Source organism: Mycolicibacterium confluentis, from assembly GCF_010729895.1.
Classification (GTDB): Bacteria; Actinomycetota; Actinomycetes; order Mycobacteriales; family Mycobacteriaceae; genus Mycobacterium; species Mycobacterium confluentis.
Genome location: NZ_AP022612.1, coordinates 1311869 through 1330774 on the forward strand (window position 1 = coordinate 1311869; position 18906 = coordinate 1330774).

The following is an 18906-nucleotide window of genomic DNA, read 5'->3' on the forward strand; positions in this document are numbered from 1 at the left end:
CGTGTGGCGATAGTCGGAGTCGGGATCGACGTGGTGTCCATTCCAGATTTCGCCGAGCAGGTCGACCAGCCCGGGACGGTGTTCGCTGAGACGTTCACGCCCGGGGAGCGCCGCGACGCCGCCGACAAGAGTTCGGTGGCGGCGCGGCACCTGGCGGCCCGCTGGGCGGCGAAGGAAGCGGTCATCAAGGCGTGGTCGGGGTCGCGGTTCGCGCAGCGCCCCGTACTGCCGGAGGCGATTCATCGCGATATCGAGGTGGTCACCGACATGTGGGGCAGGCCGAAGGTGCGCCTCACCGGTGACATCGCCAAGCATCTCGCGGAGGTCACGATCCACGTGTCGCTGACCCACGAGGGGGATACCGCCGCGGCGGTGGCGATCCTGGAGAGCTGACGGGCTCACCCAGTTCCCCGCGAGCGGCCCGCTCTTTCCCGCGAGCGGGCTGGGGTCCCCGCTTGCGGGGCGTTTGTACGGGACACGCCGGGGTTCTGCGTACAAGATGGGACGCTCGCGACTCGTTTCGCACCCGTCTGCCGCCCAGCGCGCACCCACGTACGCGACACGCCGGGTGATGTGTACGTCACTGCACGCTGGACGGGGCTTGCCGCGCGTTCGGCGGCCTGGCGGCCGACTAACCTCGTCCCCATGAGTGATCTGCAGGCGCGCGTGCGTGAGATCCTGCCGTCGGTGCGCGCCGATCTCGAGGACCTGGTCCGCATCGAATCGGTGTGGGCCGACCCCGAACGCCGTGACGAGGTGCACCGCTGCGCACAGGCCGTGGCCGACCTCTTCACCGGTGTGGGGTTCGACGACGTCCGGATCGTGAGCGAGGGCGGCGCCCCCGCGGTGATCGCCAAGCATCCCGCACCCGCCGGTGCCCCGACCGTGCTGCTCTACGCCCACCACGACGTGCAGCCCGAAGGGGATCGCATGCAGTGGCTTTCCGAGCCCTTCGAGCCGACCGAGCGGGACGGCCGCCTCTACGGTCGCGGCACCGCGGACGACAAGGCCGGCATCGCAACGCATCTGGCGGCCATGCGCGCTTTTGACGGCAAGCCGCCGGTGGGTGTGACGGTGTTCGTCGAGGGTGAGGAGGAGTCCGGCTCGCCGTCGCTCGGGCGTCTGCTGGCCGCCCACAAGGACGACCTCGCTGCCGACGTCATCATCATCGCCGACTCCGACAACTGGAGCGCGGACATTCCCGCCCTCACGGTGTCGCTGCGCGGCCTCGCCGACTGTGTCGTCGAGGTGGCGACCCTGGACCACGGCCTGCACTCGGGTCTGTGGGGCGGTGTGGTGCCTGACGCGTTGAGCGTGCTGGTACGGCTGCTGGCCAGCCTGCACGACGACGACGGCAACGTCGCGGTGGCAGGCCTGTACGAGGGGACCGCAGCCGACGTCGACCGTGGCCCGGACTGGGTGCGCGAGGAGTCCGGCCTGCTGGACGGCGTCGAGCAGATCGGTACTGGCTCAGTGGTGCAACGGATGTGGGCCAAGCCCGCGATCACGGTGGTCGGCATCGACACCACGCCCATCGCCAAGTCGTCCAACACCCTGATCCCCAGCGCAAAGGCCAAGGTGTCCATGCGGGTGGCCCCCGGCGGCGACGCGGCGGCGCACCTGGCCGCACTGCGCGCCCACCTGGAGAGCCACGTCCCGTGGGGTGCCAAGGTCACCGTCACCGAGGGCGACGTCGGCCAGCCCTACGCGATCGACGCCAGCGGCACGGTCTACGACGCTGCCCGCGTCGCGTTCGAAAAGGCCTGGGGCACCGCACCGGTCGATATGGGGATGGGTGGGTCCATACCGTTCATCGCAGAGTTCGCCGCCGCGTTTCCGGCCGCCACGATTCTGGTGACCGGCGTGGAGGATCCGGGCACACAGGCGCACAGCATCAACGAAAGCCTGCACCTGGGGGTGCTGGAGAAGGCCGCGACGGCCGAGACGCTGCTGCTGGCGGCGTTGGGTGCCGATTCGCCGCGCTGACGACCTATCCGTTGTCGCTTCGAGACCGTCGCCAGCCGAGGTGGCAGAGGAGGACGCTGACGGCGAGGTAGAGCGCGGCGCCGACCCAGAGGGATGACGCGCTCCACCCCGATATGTTCGCCGGCTGAGTCAGACCGAGATGTCGCGGCGCAGCTTGGCGACGTGTCCGGTGGCCTTGACGTTGTACTGTGCCACCTCGACATTGCCCTTCTCGTCGACGACGAACGTCGAGCGGATGACGCCCTGCACGGTCTTGCCGTACATCTTCTTCTCGCCGAAGGCGCCCCACTCGGTGAGGACCTTCTTCTCGGGGTCGGACAGCAGCGGGAAGTTCAGCCCTTCGGCGTCCCGGAACTTGGCGAGCTTCTCGGGCTTGTCGGGGGAGATGCCGACGACGTCGAGTCCGGCCTCGTTCAGCTCAGCCAGGCTGTCGCGGAAATCGCAGGCCTGCTTGGTGCAGCCGGGCGTGGACGCGGCGGGGTAGAAGTACACGACGACCTTGCGGCCCTTGAAGTCGGACAACTTCACGGTGTTGCCGTCGGCGTCGGGCAGGCTGAACGACGGTGCTTTGTCGCCGGCTTCGAGTCGTGTGGTCGCGGTCAAGGTCGGTTCCCTCCTGTCCACCGGTGCGTGGATATCGCTCGGTGCTGATCTAGGGTAGTGCGGCAGGGGCACACAGCAGCGTGGCCGGTACGACTTGGAGGATGAGCGTGGCGGATCGAGATCCCGAAGAGATCAAGAAGGAGATCGATCAGGCGCGCACGCAACTCGCGTCGACGGTGGACCTGTTGGCGGAGCGCGCGAACCCGCAGCGAATCGCCGACGATGCCAAGGCGAAGGCGCTGGCATTCGTGCAGAAGCCAGCCGTGACGATCTCGCTGGCGGGCCTGGGACTGCTCACGGTCGCGTTGGTGATCCGCCGGATCCGCAACCGCTGATCGATCCGTCGCTACCGGCGACGAAACCACCCGAACGACCACTGGAACCCCGGCGGATTGGCCGACATCCCGATGCGGCTGCAGCTTCTGATCTGAACCGGGGGCTGTGAAGTTAGCGCGTGGTGGGCGCCGGGGGTTCCCATAGCGTCACCGAGATGGCGGTGTGCCGTCGACATAGCTAAACCTCGTTGGGTTGCGGCGTGGGCTGGGAACGATATCGACAATGTGCTGCAGCTAACTCGATGCTAACACCGTTATCGGCGATATTCCCAGTAAAAGTGGCGTAAACCCACAAGATTGCAAAGTTCCCGTTACCGGCGGTTCCGTTTGCCAGCCTAGCCCGCACCGCAACTCGGGGGTTGTCCAGCGCATATTGTCGCTGGTGAAGATCTTGGTCTGGGATCGAGAGGGACCGGCTGGGCGACGGTTGCTGACCGCGAGATGTGTGTCCTGCCCGATGAAACCACCGCCCGAGGATGCCTCCGACGCGGTGGAGTGCAGGTTTGGGCACACCGCCTACGCGGTGGAGAGCTGGCGTGGGAACACCGCCTGCGCGGTGGAGTGCAGCCCAGAAACACTTCAGGCCAGGCGGGTGTCCGCCTGGCCTGAAGTGACTGTGCGCCGTCAGGGTTTCGAACCCCGGACCCGCTGATTAAGAGTCAGCTGCTCTACCAACTGAGCTAACGGCGCGTTTGGTGCGTGTGAGACACTATCAGGCATCGCGGCGTGGAATGAAATCGATATTCCCACCTGCGCAAATGTTCTGCGTGACGATGCGGTCGCGCGTGGTGTCCAAATCTGCCCTTAGACTGTTGCCAAGAATTCCTGGGGTGGCTCCGGCTGTGAGGTGGGACAAAAATATGTGGCAGGTCCGTTCTGTGACCCGTCCGCGTGGTGGTCGACGTTGGCTGGCGGCTCTGCTGCTGGTCCCGGCTGTGGTGCTGGGGGTGAGCGCGTGCGGCGCGGGGTCGGAGTCAGCCGAGCCCCAGCGGATCGCCGACAAGGGCACCCCGTTCGCTGATCTGCTCGTGCCGAAGCTCTCGGCCTCGGTCACCGACGGGGCCGTGGGTGTGGCGGTCGACAAGCCGGTCACGGTGACGGCCGAGGACGGTGTCCTGGGCTCGGTGTCGATGGTCAACGAAGAGGGCACCGCGGTGTCGGGCAAGCTCAGCCCCGACGGCCTGACGTGGTCCACCGACGAACCCCTCGGATACAACAAGCACTACACCCTCGAGGCGCGGTCACTGGGCCTCGGCGGTGAGACGACCCAGACGATGGCTTTCGAGACGCACTCGCCGGACAACCTGACGATGCCGTATCTGATGCCGAACGACGGTGAGACGGTCGGCGTCGGACAGCCCATCGCGGTGCGGTTCGACGAGAACATCCCCAACCGAGTCGCCGCCGAGCGTGCCATCAAGGTCACCACGAATCCGCCTGTGGAGGGCGCGTTTTACTGGCTGAACAATCGTGAAGTGCGCTGGCGGCCGCAGCATTACTGGAAGCCCGGCACCACCGTCGACGTCTCGGTGAACACCTACGGCATCGACCTGGGCGATGGCCTGTTCGGGCAGGACAACGTGAGCACGCACTTCACCATCGGTGACGAGGTGATCGCGACCGCGGACGACAACACCAAGACGATCACCGTCCGGGTGAACGGCGAGGTCGTCAAGACCATGCCGACCTCGATGGGCAAGAACAGCACGCCCACCAACAACGGCACCTACATCATCGGCGACCGGTTCGCCGAACTGGTGATGGACTCGTCGACCTACGGCGTCCCGGTGAACTCGCCCAACGGTTATCGCACCGAGGTCGAATACGCGACACAGATGTCCTACAGCGGCATCTATGTGCACGGCGCGCCGTGGTCCGTCGGGAGTCAGGGGTACTCGAACGTCAGCCACGGATGCCTGAACGTGAGCACCAGCAACGCGCAGTGGTTCTACAACAACACCAAGCGCGGCGACATCGTCGAGGTGAAGAACACCGTGGGCTCGACACTTCCCGGCACAGACGGGCTGGGGGACTGGAACATTCCGTGGTCCCAGTGGAAGGCCGGCAACTCCAGCGCCTGACGGCCCAATGTGGCGGGTTGACCCGTGAAACGGTGGGCTTCGCGATAGCGTGCGGATAACTAACGTCCGCGTCAGACGCATCGGAGGCCGCTGGTGAACCGTCCTTCTCTCCTGCACCGTGTCGCGCGACGCACGGTCGCAGTCGGCGCCGCAGCGGCGATGCTCAGTGTGGCCGCCGCGTCCCATGGTCCGGTGCTGGTGTCGGCGGTCACGCCGAAACAGGTTGGCATCCCGTTCCTCCTGACGGGTGTGAGCACCACACAGACGGGAGCTGGAATCGTCCAGAGTCCCTCCACGTTGGGTGTCGCCGACTCTGACCTCTACACGATGTCGGACGCCGAGATCGACAAGACGCTGACCAAGTTGGCGGAATTGGGCGTGACGGACATCCGGGTCGCTGTCCCGTGGGTGTACATGGAGAAGCGCAACGACCAGTACGACTGGACCAAGATGGACTACGTCGTGCAGACCGCGAATGCCAAGGGCATCAACGTCGTCGGGGTCATCACTGCGACGCCCACGTGGGCGGGGTTCCCACTCAACGGGCACTCCGACCCGCAGGAGTACGCCGAGTTCGCAGGCGCGGTCGCCGACCGTTATGACGGCGTCGTCGACACCGACGCCCACGGCGATCAGACCCACGGCAAGATCTCGGCCTACGAGATCTGGAACGAACCCAACGGAGCCCTGTTCTACAACCCGGTCAGCGCGTCGTCGTACACCGCGATGCTCAAGGCCGCCTCTCCGATGATTCGCGACGCCGACCCCGACGCGGTTGTCATCGCCGGCGTACTGGGTTCGGTGATCACCATCCCGGGCCTGTCGCAGAACCCGGTGTCCTTCTTCCGTGAGATGTACGAGAACGGCGCTGCGGACTACTTCGACGCTCTGTCCTACCACCCGTACAACCCCACGATGCCGTTCTCCCAGGGTGCCGGCCTGGCCAATTCTCCGTTGAATCAGGTCAATGCACTGCGCGCCTTGATGGTTCAGTACGAGGGCGAAGGCACCACCAAGAAGATCTGGATCACGGAATATGGGGTGCCGACCAACGGTCCCGTGACCGAGCAGCATCAGGCCGACTTCATCCGCGACCTCGTGGTGGCCTGGCAGAACGTCGAGGGCGCGGGCCCGATCTTCATCTACAGCACACGGGACATCAACTCCGGTGGCTTCGACGACGAAGAGAACTTCGGCATCTTCTACAGCGACTGGGACGAGAAGAAGGTCGTGCAGACCATCCGAGATCTCTACGCCGACTTCGCCGACGACGGTGAGCTGACGCCGTTCCAGGCCGCCATCCCCAAGATCAGTGACTTCCAGCAGTTGTTGATGCTCGGCCGCCAGCTCATCAGCTTCCTCCTGATCGTCCCCAGAGCTGTTGTGCAGTTTGCCGTTTCGGCGGTCACCGCTCTGGTGCGCGCTGTGGTCGACACCGTCGGTTCGGCGCTGGGACTCACGCGGAAGTCCGTGGCGGCCGCGACGGGCGCCGCCATCGACGAACGGGCCGCTTCGGTGGCAACCGATCCTCATGACGAAACCTCGCGACAGGGACGGGACTTCGTGCGGTTGGCGCGGGAATCTGCGCGTGAGTTGGTCGAGCCGCACCGCGGGTCGATCGAGGGGTCGTCTGACGCGGACCAGTCCGTCACCGACGCGCAGCTAGGACAGTCCGCGGTCGAGGTGGGGCAACTCGCTGTAGACCTCACGCCGGTCGGGGACAACGAGGGACAGTCCGGTGTCGACCTCAAGCCCGCGGCCGAGGCTGGGGGTGACGGGGGACAGGCTGTCGACCTCAAGCCCGCGGCCGAGGCTGGGGGTGACGGGGGACAGGCTGTCGACCTCAAGCCCGCGGCCGAGGCTGGGGGTGACGGGGGACAGGCCGTCGACCACAAGCCCGGACCCGAGGCCGAGGCCAAGCCGGACTTCAGGCAGGTTCTCAAACAGCGCCGGGCCGATCTGCGAGATCAGATCAAGGACCGCGTGCTGCTCGCCCAACGGGGTCCCGCGGGCGCCGGAGGGGGGCGCGGGAATGGGACTGATACTGCTGATCCCGGGTCGGCGTCGTCGCTTGTGGAAACCCCGACTGACCAGGCGAATTCGGCAGGCCCTGCGACGGCCGACTCGGGGCAGGCCGCCGATCCGGACTGACTGTGGTCCAGATCACAAATGTTTCAAAGTTCTCCTATGTGGAACCTCGACAGAGAGGTCTCGACAGCGACTCCGCCCCAACGAGGCGGAGAGGAGAGGAGAGTCCACATGGCCGAGGACGGCACAGCAGACGAGGCGCGCAAGGGTTTCGTCGCGTCGATCAAGGGCAGGGCGAAAGAGGTTGTGGGTGCCATCACCCGTAACGATTCATTGACCGCAGAGGGTCAGCTGGAGCGCCATGAAGCCCAGGAGCGACGCGAGGCCAGCGCGCTTCAGTCGGTGGCCGACGCGCAGGACGAACAGGCGGAGCAGTTGGCTGACGCAGCAGAGATCGCTGGAGCGCAGCAGCGTGGCGCGGCCCATGTCCGCGCCGCGGCGACGCAGCAGCAGATTCGTGAGGAGCAGATCGCGCAGCGGAAGACCGCTGAGCAGGCCGCACGAAACGATGCCGCACGGGAGAAGGCTGCCGCTGAGCAGGCCGCGGAGGCGCAGGCCGCTCAGGCCGCCAACCGCGAGGAGCAGGAGCGCAAGGTCGCCACCGCCCAATACGGCGAGGCGCTCGATGAGTACCAGCAGTCCCTGTCCGACGCGGATCGGGCCGAGGCTGAGGCCAAACGCATCCGTAAGCAGGCCGACGAGCTGACTGAAGACGCTGACCTGCCGTGAAGGCAGCAGCGGAGAAGAGGAGTGTCCAATGAATCTGGCTCAGATTCCCTTTGCGCTGTTACGGACGCAGTACCGGATCGCGCGATTCCCGTTACACCTGATCGAACAGCGCATCGTGTCCAGGATCGACGAGGAGGCGCCGGCACGACTTCTGTTTGAACGCTCGTTCGGTGCACTCGACGCCGCGGTCGGAGGCATTCTCGGTGACTCCGATCTTGAGATGCGCGGAGTCGCGATCGCCCAGCGCAGCACGGCCCGATTCGAGGCCAAGATCCTCGCGGAGGAGGCCGAGCAGGAGCGTGAGCGGGCCCGCAGACGCCTTGAGAAGGAGAGCGAGCGCGCCGCGGAGGTACACGACGAGGCGCACCGCGCGAAGCTGGACAAGCAGCGCAACGCCCGAGCCGCCGCCGCGCAGCGTAAGCAGGTCGCCGAGGAGGCGGCCACCAAGCGGACCGTCGCGGCCAAGGAGCGGGCCGACGAGGTCGCCGCACAGCGCCGGAAGTCCGCACAGTCGACCACGCGTGCCGAGGAGGCGCGCATCGAGGCCGCCGAGCGATCTGCCGTCGCGGTCGCCGAGGCCAAACAGGACGACGCGAAGACTCGACGCAACGAGGCGGCACGCAAGCGCTCCGAGGCGGCGAAGGCCGAGGCCTTGGCCGAGACCGAGAAGCAGAAGCGGCAGCAGGCCCGCGCCGACAACGGCTGAGCCCGATATGACAGAAGCGCCGCCCACTTTCGTGGGCGGCGCTTCTGCAGTTGGGGTGGCTGACGGGACTCGAACCCGCGACAGCCAGGATCACAACCTGGTGCTCTACCAACTGAACTACAGCCACCATTGCTGCGTCCGGCGGACCGGCGTGTGCAGCGTGGTCGATCTTAACTGGTCGGAGGCTCTGGAGCCGAATCGGTATCCGTCGGCGGGCCGAGTTCGGCCGCAACTGCGGCGATATCGCTGGTGGCGGGCCCGGGCGGGGCCACGAACGCCGTCGCACGGTAGTACTTCAACTCGCGGATCGACTCGTGGATGTCGGCCAGGGCGCGGTGCGCGAGGCCTTTTTCGGGCTGGCCGAAGTAGATCCGCGGATACCAGCGCCGGCACAGTTCCTTGATCGAACTGACGTCGATCATCCGGTAGTGCAGGTAGTTGTCGAGCGCAGGCATGTCACGTGCGATGAACCCGCGGTCGGTGGCGATCGAGTTGCCGCACAGTGGTGCGGTCTTGGGCTGCTTGACGTGCTGCTTGATGTAGTCGAGCACCATCTTCTCGGCCGTGGGTACGTCCACCGTCGAGGCCCTGACCTCGTCGGTCAGACCGGACCGGGCATGCATCTTCTTGACGACGTCGATCATCCCGGCCAGTGCCGCGTCCTCGGCGTGGATCACCACATCGATGCCCTCACCCAGCACATTGAGTTCGGCGTCGGTGACCAGCACAGCAATCTCGATCAGCCGGTCAGACCCCAGGTCGAGGCCCGTCATCTCACAGTCGATCCACACCAATTCGTCGCGCACAGCGCTTAACAGTAGGCGTACTTCAGCCTGCTCACGCAGCACCCCACCGCTGCAGGCGACTCCAAGCGGGAGTCGGGCAAGTAAGGTCGTGCATTGCTGCACCGCGCGCACTGGCAACGAATCTGGGCGAGAGGACCTCGGCTGTGAGCACTGAAACCACCGACACGGGATCGGCGATGACCCCCGCACAGCACATCGCCGCCGGCTACTCGGTGGACGGTCCGGCGCTCGAGTTGGGCTCCGTCGTCGTCGACGGAGAGGTGGACCCCACGTGTCGGGTGCGCATCCCGCTCAAGACGGTGAACCGCCACGGACTGGTGGCGGGCGCGACGGGCACCGGCAAGACCAAGTCGCTGCAGGTGCTCGCCGAGCAGTTGTCGGCCGCCGGGGTCCCGGTGCTCATGGCCGACGTCAAGGGTGATCTGTCCGGGCTGTCGAAACCCGGTGTGTCCAACGACAACACCACGCAGCGCGCCGCCGACACCGCCGACGAGTGGACGCCGACGGGCTTCCCGGTGGAGTTCCTGTCGCTGGGCACCGATGGCATCGGCGTCCCGGTGCGCGCGACGATCACCAGCTTCGGACCCATCCTGTTGTCGAAGGTGTTGGGCCTCAACCAGACTCAGGAGTCCACGCTCGGCCTGATTTTCCACTGGGCCGACCAGAAGGGCCTGCCGCTGCTGGATCTCAAGGACCTGCGGTCGGTGATCCAATACCTGACCAGTGCCGAGGGCAAGCCGGAACTGAAGGCGCTGGGCGCGGTGTCGAGCACGACGGCCGGGGTGATCCTGCGTGCGTTGATCAACCTCGAAGCCGAAGGCGCCGACACCTTCTTCGGTGAGCCGGAACTCAACCCCGACGACCTGATGCGCGTCGACGCGCAGGGCCGCGGTGTCATCACGCTGCTGGAACTGGGCGCCCAGGCCGCCCGCCCGGTGATGTTCTCGACCTTCCTGATGTGGGTGCTGGCCGACCTGTTCACCTACCTGCCCGAGGTCGGCGACCTGGACAAGCCCAAGCTGGTGTTCTTCTTCGATGAGGCGCACCTGCTGTTCAACGACGCCTCCAAGGCGTTCCTGGAACAGGTCGAGCAGACCGTCAAGCTGATCCGCTCCAAGGGCGTCGGGGTGTTCTTCTGCACGCAGCTTCCGACCGACATCCCCAACAACGTGCTGTCTCAGCTCGGCGCCCGGGTGCAGCACGCGCTGCGCGCCTTCACTCCCGACGACCAGAAGGCACTGTCGAAGACCGTCCGGACCTACCCCAAGACCAAGGTGTACGACCTCGAGTCGGCGCTGACGTCGTTGGGTATCGGCGAGGCCGTCGTCACCGTCCTCTCGGAACGGGGCGCCCCGACGCCGGTGGCCTGGACGCGGATGCGCGCGCCGCGGTCACTGATGGACACGATCGGCCCGGATGCGATCTCGGCCGCCGCGAAGGCCAGCCCGCTGCAGGCTGAGTACGGCCAGACCATCGACCGCGACTCGGCCTACGAGAGATTGGCTGCCGCGTTGGCCCCGCCACCGGCGAAGGACGAACTGCCGCCCGTGCCGACCGGAATCGACATCCCCCCGATGCCCGCACCGGCTGCCCCGCCGGAACCGGGCTTCCTCGACAAGATGATGGAGAGCCCGGCGTTCAAGAGCGCGATGCGTTCGGCGGGCACGGTGATCGGCCGCGAGATCACCCGCAGCATCTTCGGCACGGGCCGCCGCCGCAAGCGGTGAGACCGGGCCGCAAGCGGTGACTTCGGCGCGGTTTCCGGCGCTGTGCGCCTGGAAACGCGCCGAAATCGCTCAGTCGCCGCCGAGCTTCTTGTAGACCGCGCCGACGATCGGGGCGACGATGGCCCGCGGGGCGTACCCGCTGGCCACCGACATGGCCTTGGACGTCAGACCGGGGACGACGCGCATCCGGTTGTGCTCGAGCGCGTCGAGCGACACCCGGGCGGTGTATTCGGTGTTGATCCACAGGAAGTCCGGGATCAGCTTCTCCACCAGGGAACGTTCGGTGGCGTCGGGCAACTCGGTGCGCACGGGCCCGGGCGCCAGCAGCGTCACATGGACGCCGGCGCTCTTGACCTCGCCGCGCAGTGACTCGCTGAACGTGTTGGCGAAGGCCTTGCTGGCGGCGTAGGTCGCGTTGTTCGGAATCGGCGAGTTGCCTGCCGCGGACCCGGAGATCAGGATGCCGCCCGCGCCGCGTGCGATCATTCCGGGCAGCACCGCAAGTGTAAGGTCATGCACCGCAATGGCGTTCAGTTGAACCTGGGCCTTCTCGACGGCCGGATCCAGCTTGGCGACGGGTCCGAAGGTGGCCGTACCTGCGTTGTTGCACAGGATCGAGATGGGCCGGCTGGCCAGTTCTTCGGACAGCGCATCGCGGCCGGCGACGTCGGTCAGGTCGACGGCACGCACCTCGACGGTGACGCCGTAACGCTCGGTGAGCCGCTCGGCCAGGCCGGTCAGCACGTCACCGCGCCGGGCCGTCACGATCAGGCTGTGGCCGCGGGCGGCGAGTTCGGTGGCCAGGGCCTCGCCGATGCCCTGCGACGCGCCCGTGACGACCGCGCGAGCATCCGGACTGGGTGGGGGTACAGGCATGCGGCAATCGTAGACAAGGCCGCACTGGATAGAGTGCCGGGCATGACTGAGGCGCCGACCGGCGTACGCAGATCTCGTATCGCCGCCTGGGCGCTGTGGGACTGCGGTTTCGTGGGCCTCAACGCGATCGTCGTGACGTTCGTGTTCTCCGTCTACCTCACAGAGTCTGTGGGGGAGGGCATGCCGGGCGGGGCATCGCCGACGAGCTGGCTGGGCCGCGCCCTGACCATCGCGGGGTTGACCGTCGCCACCCTGGCCCCCGTGATCGGGGTGTGGGTGCAGGCTCCGCAACGGCGGCGCCGCGCGCTGACCATCCTGACGGGTCTGGCGGTCGTGTTGACCGCGGCCATGAGCCTGATCCGCGACGACCCCCGCTATCTGTTCGCGGGCCTGGCGCTGCTGGCCGCCACGGCCGCGTGTGGAGATCTGGCCGGGGTGCCGTACAACGCGATGCTGCGGCAGTTGGCGACTCCCGCGACGTCGGGTCGGATCTCCGGATTGGGTTCGGGCGCAGGGTTTCTCGGCAGCGTCCTGTTGCTGTTGCTGGTCTACGTAGGCTTCATCATGGGGGACGGACCGCAGCGCGGCCTTCTGGGGATCCCCGCCGACGACGGACTCAACATCCGCCTGGTGATGGTGGTCGCGGCGGTGTGGTTCGCGTTGTTCGCGCTGCCGTTGCTGTTCACCGCGCACCACCTCACCCCACTCGACGCGGCCCCGCACGTCCCGGTGAGCATGCTCGGGGCCTACCGGCGGGTGTGGGCCGACCTGGTCGCGGAATGGCGACGTGACCGCAACCTGGTGTACTACCTCGCCGCCAGCGCGATCTTCCGCGACGGACTGACCGGGGTGTTCACGTTCGGCGCGGTGCTCGGGGTGTCGGTGTACGGCATCTCGCAGGCCGACGTGCTGATGTTCGGTGTCGTGGCCTGCATCGTGGCGGGGTTCGGCGCGGTGGTCGGCGGACTCGTCGATGACCGAATCGGGTCCAAGCCCGTCATCGTGGGGTCGCTGACCGTCATGATCGCCGTCGGACTGACGCTGCTCTCAGCGTCGGGACCCACCGCATTCTGGCTCTGCGGGTTGGCGCTGTGCCTGTTCCTGGGCCCCACGCAGGCCTCGGCGCGGACGCTGCTGCTGCGCCTGACGACCGACGGTCGAGAGGGCGTCGCGTTCGGCCTCTACACGATGACCGGAAGGGCGGTCTCATTCCTGGCGCCCTGGCTGTTCTTCCTGTTCGTCGACGTGTTCAACGCCGATCGTGCCGGCCTGGGCGGAATCCTGGTGGTACTGGTCGTGGGCCTGGGCGCGATGCTGGTGGTACGGGCGCCGCACCAACGGCACGGAGTCGAGAACTAGCCTGCCGCAGCGCAGATCGTCAGGCCCGAACTCGTGCGCTCCCGGACCGATTGGCCATCCACCGTCACGGTGCACGTGACGTCGCGGCCGACGTTGAGGATCGTGACACTGGCCGCGGTCGACGCGGGCGGGGACAACGTCACCTCCTTGGTCCACGGCAGGACGACGTTGAACTCCATCTGCAGAATTCCGCCGGAGTCGACGTAGGTGATGCTGATCGCACGTCCCTCGCCGGTCACGCTGTAGACCACGGTCTGCGTCGGCCCCGACTCGGTGGTGGTCGGCGACTCCGTCGGCACCCTGGGCACAGGAGGAGGAACCGAGGTCGCTGTGCGGGGCGGGGTCCGCGTCGTGGTGGTCGGCGCTGAACCGGTCGGCTGCGGCATGGTCGGCAGGGGAGTCACCGCGGAGTCCTGCTTGGAGGCTCCGTTCGCGATCACGAGGGCCACCACGAGGCCGATCACCAGCAGCACCGCGGCGCCCGCGAGCAACCACAACCAGCGTGGCGACCGCGGCGGTTCGGGCGGCAACTCGGATTGGTCCTGGCCGGGGGCCTGGTACTGGGTCTGGGTCCAGTGCGGTGGCAGTTGGCGGGTTGCGTCCTGCCCGGGCGGCGGGGTGTAGCTGGGGTAACTGAACTGCCCGGCGTATGCGGGATCGGGATTCCCGGTGTTCCGGTCTCCCAGGGGTTCCGTTGGTGGCGACCACCCCGACCATCTCGGATCGGGACCCTGGGGCCACTGGGGATCGCTCATGACCACCTCATGACTTGCAGGCTACCTGCGGATCGGAGACTGCCGGTCGGCAAGGCGCAATTATCCTATGTGACAAAGCACAAAGGATATTGAGTGGTGTGCTCGCGGCTGCCTGCGACGCGCCCATCGTAGGTAGCCTGCGAAAGGCCGGACGGCGAGGAGGACTGACTGTGGGATCGCAGGTGCGCCATGTGCGCGCGATCTACGGTCCGTCGTTGTCCCCTGACGCCACGGCGTTCGCCCACATCGTCGACGACGGCGGTTACCCGCGGGCCGTGCAACGCTTCCTGCGGGGCTGGCGCGCATCGTCGTCCCGCGACGTCGAACTTCCGGTGGAGGGCCCGGTCACGCGCGTCATGCACTCCGCCGACGGCCACTGGCTGGCCTGCGAGGTGGCCCCCGAGGGTGGTTCGCGCACGCAGATCTGGGTGGTCACCACCGATCCCGACGATCGCGCCGCGCGACGGATCGACGCGTTGGGCTCGCAGGACCCGCACACCACCGACGGCACTGCGGAACTCATCGGCTGGGACGGCACCACGGTCGCGGCGATCCTCACCGGCGACGACGGTGTCGGACAGTCCTGTCTGATCGACCCGGCCACCGGCGATCGGGTGGTGCTGGACCGCCGTTCGGCCGGGCGGCTCGTGGACTCCTGGGCCGGTGCGGCCCTGATCAGAGTCGGGCCGAGGGGATATCGGGAACTGCTGATGCTGCACGGGCTCACCGAGATCGCGCTGCTGCCCTACGATCCCGGCTCCACCACCGATGCCGGCGTGATCCTCGACGACCACCATCCGCGACGCCTGAGATATGGGCCGGACGGCGAATCCACCAAGCTCTACCACCCGGCCAAGGAGTACGGGTCCGACAGCACAGCGGGTTTCGTGCGCGCACTGATCCGCAGCGACAACGGCACCGACCACGCCAGGCTGCTCGAGGTCACTGTGACCGAGGACGGGGTCACCTATCAGGTGGTGGCTGAGCGCGAGGGGGTCGAGTTGGACGAGTTCGTCATCAGTGACGACCTGTCCACCGTGGCCATGCTGTGGAACATCCACGGCTGCAGTGAATTGCAGGTCATGCAGTACGCCGATCGTACGATGAGCCGGATGATCCCGCTGCCGGGCCTGGTGGCCAGTGAGCTGTCGATCAGCGCCGGCGGTTCGATGGTGGCGGTGACGGTCGAAAGCCCTTCGCAGCCACGCACTGTCGAGCTCGTGGACACCCGGTCCTGGGAGTGGGAGCCCGTCGACCGGGTGCCGATGTCGGGTCCGCTGGCCGAGCAGCCGATCCTGGAGACCGTGACCGCCCGCGACGGTCTGACCCTGACGGGGTGGCTGTACGCGCCACCGGCGGGGGCACCGGACCGTGGAACCCTGATCTATCTGCACGGCGGTCCCGAGGGCCAGTCGCGGCCCGGGTACAGCGAGGTCTTCCCGCTGCTGCTGGACGCAGGAATCACGGTCTTCGCGCCCAACGTGCGCGGATCGGGCGGCTTCGGACGGACCTTCATGCACGCCGACGATCGCGACAAACGGTTCGCGGCCATCGACGACGTCGCTGACTGCGTGCAGCACCTGATCGCTCGCGGACACGCCCACCGCGACCGGGTGGCGTGTGCCGGGTGGTCCTATGGGGGCTATCTGACGCTGGCCGCCTTGACCTTCCACCCCGATCTGTTTGCCGCCGGAGTCAGCGTGTGTGGCATGAGCGACCTCAACAGCTTCTATCACAACACCGAAGCCTGGATCGCGGCGGCGGCCCAGCCGAAGTACGGGCACCCCGTCAGTGACCGCGCTCTGCTCGAGGAATTGTCGCCGCTGCAACGGGTCGACGCGCTCACCGCGCCACTGCTGCTCGTGCACGGGGGGCATGACACCAACGTCCCGGTCAGTGAGTCCGAGCAGATGTATGCCGCGTGCAGGGATCGCGGGCTCAACGTGAGCTATCTGGTGTTCGACGACGACGGTCATGAGATCGCGAAACGAGAGAACCGCGTTCGGCTTGCCGAGGCCATTCGGGACTGGGTGGGAACAGCGTTTTCGCGCTGAACACGGACAACTTTGCATGCGTCAGCAAATGATGACGAAAATGTGATGTTTGGGAAACTTTCGGTCGGGTAAACCTCTGTCCGCCAGACGGTGCGGAGCGAATGGAGGGCATACATGCGACTTATCACCGTGATCGCTGTTGTTTGGCTGTTGGTCGGAGTCTTCGCCACGTTCCAGCGGGGCTATTTCGAGGACTCCGAAACCAACTGCGCCACTGCGGGAACGATCGCGCTCACGGTTGTCGCCGGTCCGCTGAACTACGCCGGTGTCAACCCGAAAGTCGAGGACTGCAGACTGCCGCAACCCAGCCAATAGTCAAGAGTTTCAAGCACATTCGTTCGTGGGAAAACAACTGAAAGGGAGTTCGTCATGATTGTCCTCGGAGCAATTCTGCTCATCCTTGGATTCGTTCTGCACATCAACATCCTGTGGACCATCGGCATCATTCTGCTGGTCATCGGCGCGGTGCTGTGGATCCTGGGTTCCGTGGGCCGTCCGGTCGGCGGACGCAAGTACTGGTATTAACTCTCGGCTGAACGCAGCGCGGCGAGTGTCATCGCCCGCAGCACAGACCGCGAGCGCAAGCCGGCCGGTGTTCCACCGGCCGGCTTTGTGCTGTACGGGGTGGAGTTCATCAGGCCGAACGCGGCGTGGGCCATGAGTCGCGCGTCGGACTCGTCGCGCTTGGGGTCGAGGCGGCGCAGCACGCGGACCCAGATCTCGACGTACTGCCGCTGACTGCGCCGCACTTGCCGCAGGGCGGGTGCGGGCAGATGGCTCAGGTCGCGGTCCTGGATCCGGATCAGGCCCGGCTCGCCGAGAGTGAAGTCGAGATGGAAGTCGATGAGCGCGTAGAGCGCGGCGACGGGATCGTCCCCGGCGTCGTCGACGACGGCCCGTCCGCCGACCAGGAGTCGCGTGCTGACCTCGTCGAGGAGTTCGACCAGCAGCGCTTCCTTGTTGGGGAAGTGGCGGTAGATCGCGGGCCCGCTGACATCGGCCGCCGCACCGATGTCCTCAAGGCGCACGGCCAGGAATCCACGTTCGGCGAACTGGCGTTCGGCGGCAGCCAGAAGCTGAGAACGCCGATCCGACTTCTGTCGGGAACGGCGGCTGACCGTCGGATGGTTCTCGTCGGTGGCGGCAGGCATCAGGCCTCGCTATCGAAGAAGTCTGGACACTTCGGTTAATGATGACTAACATACCATGAGTTAGTCGTCATTAACTGATTTGATGGGACGCCATGGCAACCGGGACGTCGAACCGCGACGAGCATTTGGCCCTGGTGGCGCAACTGCGTACGAAGCTGGCCAGTGCCGCGTTGGGTGGGCCCGAGCGTGCCCGCGAACGCCATGTGGCACGCGGCAAGCTGCTGCCACGCGATCGTGTGGACGGTCTGCTCGACCCGGGCAGTCCGCTGTTGGAGATCGCGCCACTGGCCGCCGACGGCATGTACGACGACGAATGTCCCGGCGCGGGGATGATCGCCGGCATCGGCCGGGTCTCGGGTCGCGAGTGCATGATCGTGGCCAACGACGCCACCGTCAAAGGCGGCACCTACTACCCGGTCACGGTCAAGAAGCACCTGCGCGCACAGGAGATCGCGCTCGAGAACCAGTTGCCCTGCATCTATCTCGTGGACTCCGGAGGCGCGTTCCTGCCCCGCCAAGATGAGGTGTTCCCGGACCGCGAGCACTTCGGGCGCATCTTCTACAACCAGGCCAACATGAGCGCCGCGGGCATCGCGCAGATCGCCGCGGTGCTCGGATCCTGCACCGCGGGCGGCGCCTACGTGCCCGCGATGAGCGACGAGGCCATCATCGTCCGCAACCAGGGCACGATCTTCCTCGGTGGACCGCCCCTGGTGAAGGCCGCCACCGGTGAGGTGGTCACCGCAGAGGACCTCGGCGGCGGCGATCTGCACTCCAAGGTCTCCGGAGTCACCGATCACCTGGCACACGACGACCGCGACGCACTGCGCATCGTGCGGAACATCGTCTCGACGTTGGGTCCCCGCTCGCCGCGCCCCTGGGAGGTGCGCCCGACCGTGCCGGCCATCGCCGACCAGACCGAGTTGTACGACGTGGTTCCGGTCGACGCGCGCGTGCCCTATGACGTGCGCGAGGTCATCACCCGCATCGTCGACGGCGGTGAGTTCAGCGAGTTCAAGGCCGAATACGGCACCACGCTGGTCACCGGCTTCGCCCACATCCACGGGCAGCCCGTCGGCATCGTCGCCAACAACGGCGTCCTCTTCGGCGAATCCGCGCTCAAGGGAGCACATTTCATCGAACTGTGCGACAAGCGCATGGTGCCGCTGCTGTTCCTGCAGAACATCACGGGCTTCATGGTGGGCCGTGACTACGAGGCCGGCGGCATCGCCAAGCACGGCGCCAAGATGGTCACCGCCGTGGCCTGCGCGCGGGTGCCCAAGCTGACGATCGTCATCGGCGGATCGTATGGCGCGGGCAACTACTCGATGTGTGGGCGGGCCTACTCGCCGCGCTTCCTGTGGATGTGGCCCAATGCCCGTATCTCGGTGATGGGCGGCGAACAGGCCGCCTCGGTGCTGGCCACGGTCCGCGGCGACATGTCGGCCGAGGAGGAGGAGGCGTTCAAGGCGCCCATCCGAGACCAGTACGAACACCAGGGCAACCCCTACTACTCGACGGCTCGGCTGTGGGACGACGGCGTGATCGACCCCGCGGACACCAGAACCGTTGTGGGATTGGCGCTCTCGGCAGTTGGCAACGCACCGGCGCAACCGGTGTCCTACGGCGTCTTCCGGATGTGAGGAATTG

At 66.7% G+C, this 18906-nt stretch carries 18 protein-coding genes and 2 tRNA genes; 13 read left to right on the top strand and 7 right to left on the bottom strand.

The annotated features are described in order from the left end of the window. Positions 1-3 precede the first annotated feature (3 nt). Both acpS and G6N34_RS06260 read left to right on the top strand, forming a co-directional pair. The gene (gene acpS / locus G6N34_RS06255; protein ID WP_085152945.1) at positions 4-393 is read left to right on the top strand and encodes a holo-ACP synthase AcpS; all 390 of its coding nucleotides are present in this window, start codon (positions 4-6) and stop codon (positions 391-393) included. Between the two features lie 252 nt (positions 394-645). Then, positions 646-1986, top strand: a complete 1341-nt coding sequence (locus G6N34_RS06260) for a dipeptidase (RefSeq protein WP_085152947.1) — start codon at positions 646-648, stop codon at positions 1984-1986. A gap of 129 nt (positions 1987-2115) precedes the next feature. Here the strand turns inward: G6N34_RS06260 and bcp are convergent, their stop codons facing one another. Then, positions 2116-2589 carry a thioredoxin-dependent thiol peroxidase gene (bcp, locus tag G6N34_RS06265; protein ID WP_085152949.1) on the bottom strand — a complete coding sequence of 158 codons (474 nt, stop codon included), beginning with the start codon at positions 2587-2589 and terminating at the stop codon, positions 2116-2118. A gap of 107 nt (positions 2590-2696) precedes the next feature. On the opposite strand from bcp, the gene G6N34_RS06270 reads away from it, so the two are divergent. Then, positions 2697-2924, top strand: coding sequence for a DUF3618 domain-containing protein (locus G6N34_RS06270; protein WP_085153289.1), 228 nt, complete (start codon positions 2697-2699; stop codon positions 2922-2924). Positions 2925-3541: 617 nt separating this feature from the next. Here G6N34_RS06270 and G6N34_RS06275 read toward each other — a convergent pair. Next, positions 3542-3614 (bottom strand) — tRNA-Lys (locus tag G6N34_RS06275). Positions 3615-3784: 170 nt separating this feature from the next. On the opposite strand from G6N34_RS06275, the gene G6N34_RS06280 reads away from it, so the two are divergent. The 4 genes from G6N34_RS06280 to G6N34_RS06295 all read left to right on the top strand — a co-directional run bounded on the left by G6N34_RS06280 (position 3785) and on the right by G6N34_RS06295 (position 8528). Beyond that, positions 3785-5005: a L,D-transpeptidase gene (locus tag G6N34_RS06280; protein WP_085152951.1), complete on the top strand. Its 1221-nt coding sequence runs from the start codon at positions 3785-3787 to the stop codon at positions 5003-5005. A 93-nt stretch (positions 5006-5098) separates the two neighbouring features. Then, positions 5099-7156, top strand: coding sequence for a cellulase family glycosylhydrolase (locus G6N34_RS06285; RefSeq protein ID WP_163645330.1), 2058 nt, complete (start codon positions 5099-5101; stop codon positions 7154-7156). A gap of 108 nt (positions 7157-7264) precedes the next feature. After that, entirely contained in the window at positions 7265-7822 is a 558-nt protein-coding gene (locus G6N34_RS06290; RefSeq protein WP_085152955.1) for a hypothetical protein, read from the top strand. Positions 7823-7850: 28 nt separating this feature from the next. Further along, positions 7851-8528, top strand: a complete 678-nt coding sequence (locus tag G6N34_RS06295) for a hypothetical protein (protein WP_085152957.1) — start codon at positions 7851-7853, stop codon at positions 8526-8528. Positions 8529-8579: 51 nt separating this feature from the next. On the opposite strand, the gene G6N34_RS06300 is transcribed toward G6N34_RS06295, so the two are convergent. Both G6N34_RS06300 and orn read right to left on the bottom strand, forming a co-directional pair. Continuing rightward, positions 8580-8655, bottom strand: a tRNA-His gene (locus G6N34_RS06300). Between the two features lie 43 nt (positions 8656-8698). Further along, positions 8699-9334 carry an oligoribonuclease gene (gene orn, locus G6N34_RS06305; protein WP_085152959.1) on the bottom strand — a complete coding sequence of 212 codons (636 nt, stop codon included), beginning with the start codon at positions 9332-9334 and terminating at the stop codon, positions 8699-8701. A 176-nt stretch (positions 9335-9510) separates the two neighbouring features. Between orn and G6N34_RS06310 the strand changes: the two genes are divergently transcribed. Then, positions 9511-11061, top strand: coding sequence for a helicase HerA-like domain-containing protein (locus tag G6N34_RS06310; protein WP_085153291.1), 1551 nt, complete (start codon positions 9511-9513; stop codon positions 11059-11061). Positions 11062-11130: 69 nt separating this feature from the next. Here the strand turns inward: G6N34_RS06310 and cmrA are convergent, their stop codons facing one another. After that, positions 11131-11937: a mycolate reductase gene (gene cmrA / locus G6N34_RS06315; protein WP_085152961.1), complete on the bottom strand. Its 807-nt coding sequence runs from the start codon at positions 11935-11937 to the stop codon at positions 11131-11133. Positions 11938-11979: 42 nt separating this feature from the next. Between cmrA and G6N34_RS06320 the strand changes: the two genes are divergently transcribed. Next, positions 11980-13296, top strand: coding sequence for an MFS transporter (locus G6N34_RS06320; protein WP_085152963.1), 1317 nt, complete (start codon positions 11980-11982; stop codon positions 13294-13296). Here G6N34_RS06320 and G6N34_RS06325 read toward each other — a convergent pair. Continuing rightward, positions 13293-14051 carry an MmpS family transport accessory protein gene (locus G6N34_RS06325; RefSeq protein ID WP_085152965.1) on the bottom strand — a complete coding sequence of 253 codons (759 nt, stop codon included), beginning with the start codon at positions 14049-14051 and terminating at the stop codon, positions 13293-13295. The genes G6N34_RS06320 and G6N34_RS06325 overlap by 4 nt on opposite strands. 170 nt (positions 14052-14221) lie before the next feature. Between G6N34_RS06325 and G6N34_RS06330 the strand changes: the two genes are divergently transcribed. The 3 genes from G6N34_RS06330 (at position 14222) to G6N34_RS27590 (ending at position 16630) form a co-directional block, all read left to right on the top strand. Next, positions 14222-16105 carry an alpha/beta hydrolase family protein gene (locus G6N34_RS06330; RefSeq protein WP_234812960.1) on the top strand — a complete coding sequence of 628 codons (1884 nt, stop codon included), beginning with the start codon at positions 14222-14224 and terminating at the stop codon, positions 16103-16105. A gap of 114 nt (positions 16106-16219) precedes the next feature. After that, the gene (locus G6N34_RS06335; RefSeq protein ID WP_085152967.1) at positions 16220-16420 is read left to right on the top strand and encodes a hypothetical protein; all 201 of its coding nucleotides are present in this window, start codon (positions 16220-16222) and stop codon (positions 16418-16420) included. 54 nt (positions 16421-16474) lie between these two features. After that, a complete protein-coding gene (locus G6N34_RS27590) occupies positions 16475-16630 on the top strand; it encodes a DUF6131 family protein (protein ID WP_165763663.1) in 156 nt (51 codons plus the stop codon). On the opposite strand, the gene G6N34_RS06340 is transcribed toward G6N34_RS27590, so the two are convergent. After that, complete coding sequence (locus tag G6N34_RS06340) at positions 16627-17256, bottom strand: SACE_7040 family transcriptional regulator (RefSeq protein ID WP_085152969.1); 630 nt, start codon at positions 17254-17256, stop codon at positions 16627-16629. The genes G6N34_RS27590 and G6N34_RS06340 overlap by 4 nt on opposite strands. Before the next feature lie 92 nt (positions 17257-17348). On the opposite strand from G6N34_RS06340, the gene G6N34_RS06345 reads away from it, so the two are divergent. Then, positions 17349-18899, top strand: a complete 1551-nt coding sequence (locus tag G6N34_RS06345; RefSeq protein WP_085152971.1) for a carboxyl transferase domain-containing protein — start codon at positions 17349-17351, stop codon at positions 18897-18899. Positions 18900-18906: the final 7 nt, after the last annotated feature.

Bases quoted from the DNA above. Each gene is read 5' to 3' on its own strand.
- G6N34_RS06260 (WP_085152947.1), top strand. From the start codon at position 646: ATGAGTGATCTGCAGGCGCGCGTGCGTGAGATCCTGCCGTCGGTGCGC.
- G6N34_RS06280 (WP_085152951.1), top strand. From the start codon at position 3,785: ATGTGGCAGGTCCGTTCTGTGACCCGTCCGCGTGGTGGTCGACGTTGG.
- G6N34_RS06290 (WP_085152955.1), top strand. From the start codon at position 7,265: ATGGCCGAGGACGGCACAGCAGACGAGGCGCGCAAGGGTTTCGTCGCG.
- G6N34_RS06295 (WP_085152957.1), top strand. From the start codon at position 7,851: ATGAATCTGGCTCAGATTCCCTTTGCGCTGTTACGGACGCAGTACCGG.
- G6N34_RS06310 (WP_085153291.1), top strand. From the start codon at position 9,511: ATGACCCCCGCACAGCACATCGCCGCCGGCTACTCGGTGGACGGTCCG.
- cmrA (WP_085152961.1), bottom strand. From the start codon at position 11,937: ATGCCTGTACCCCCACCCAGTCCGGATGCTCGCGCGGTCGTCACGGGC.
- G6N34_RS06320 (WP_085152963.1), top strand. From the start codon at position 11,980: ATGACTGAGGCGCCGACCGGCGTACGCAGATCTCGTATCGCCGCCTGG.
- G6N34_RS06325 (WP_085152965.1), bottom strand. From the start codon at position 14,051: ATGAGCGATCCCCAGTGGCCCCAGGGTCCCGATCCGAGATGGTCGGGG.
- G6N34_RS06335 (WP_085152967.1), top strand. From the start codon at position 16,220: ATGCGACTTATCACCGTGATCGCTGTTGTTTGGCTGTTGGTCGGAGTC.
- G6N34_RS27590 (WP_165763663.1), top strand. From the start codon at position 16,475: ATGATTGTCCTCGGAGCAATTCTGCTCATCCTTGGATTCGTTCTGCAC.
- G6N34_RS06340 (WP_085152969.1), bottom strand. From the start codon at position 17,256: ATGCCTGCCGCCACCGACGAGAACCATCCGACGGTCAGCCGCCGTTCC.
- G6N34_RS06345 (WP_085152971.1), top strand. From the start codon at position 17,349: ATGGCAACCGGGACGTCGAACCGCGACGAGCATTTGGCCCTGGTGGCG.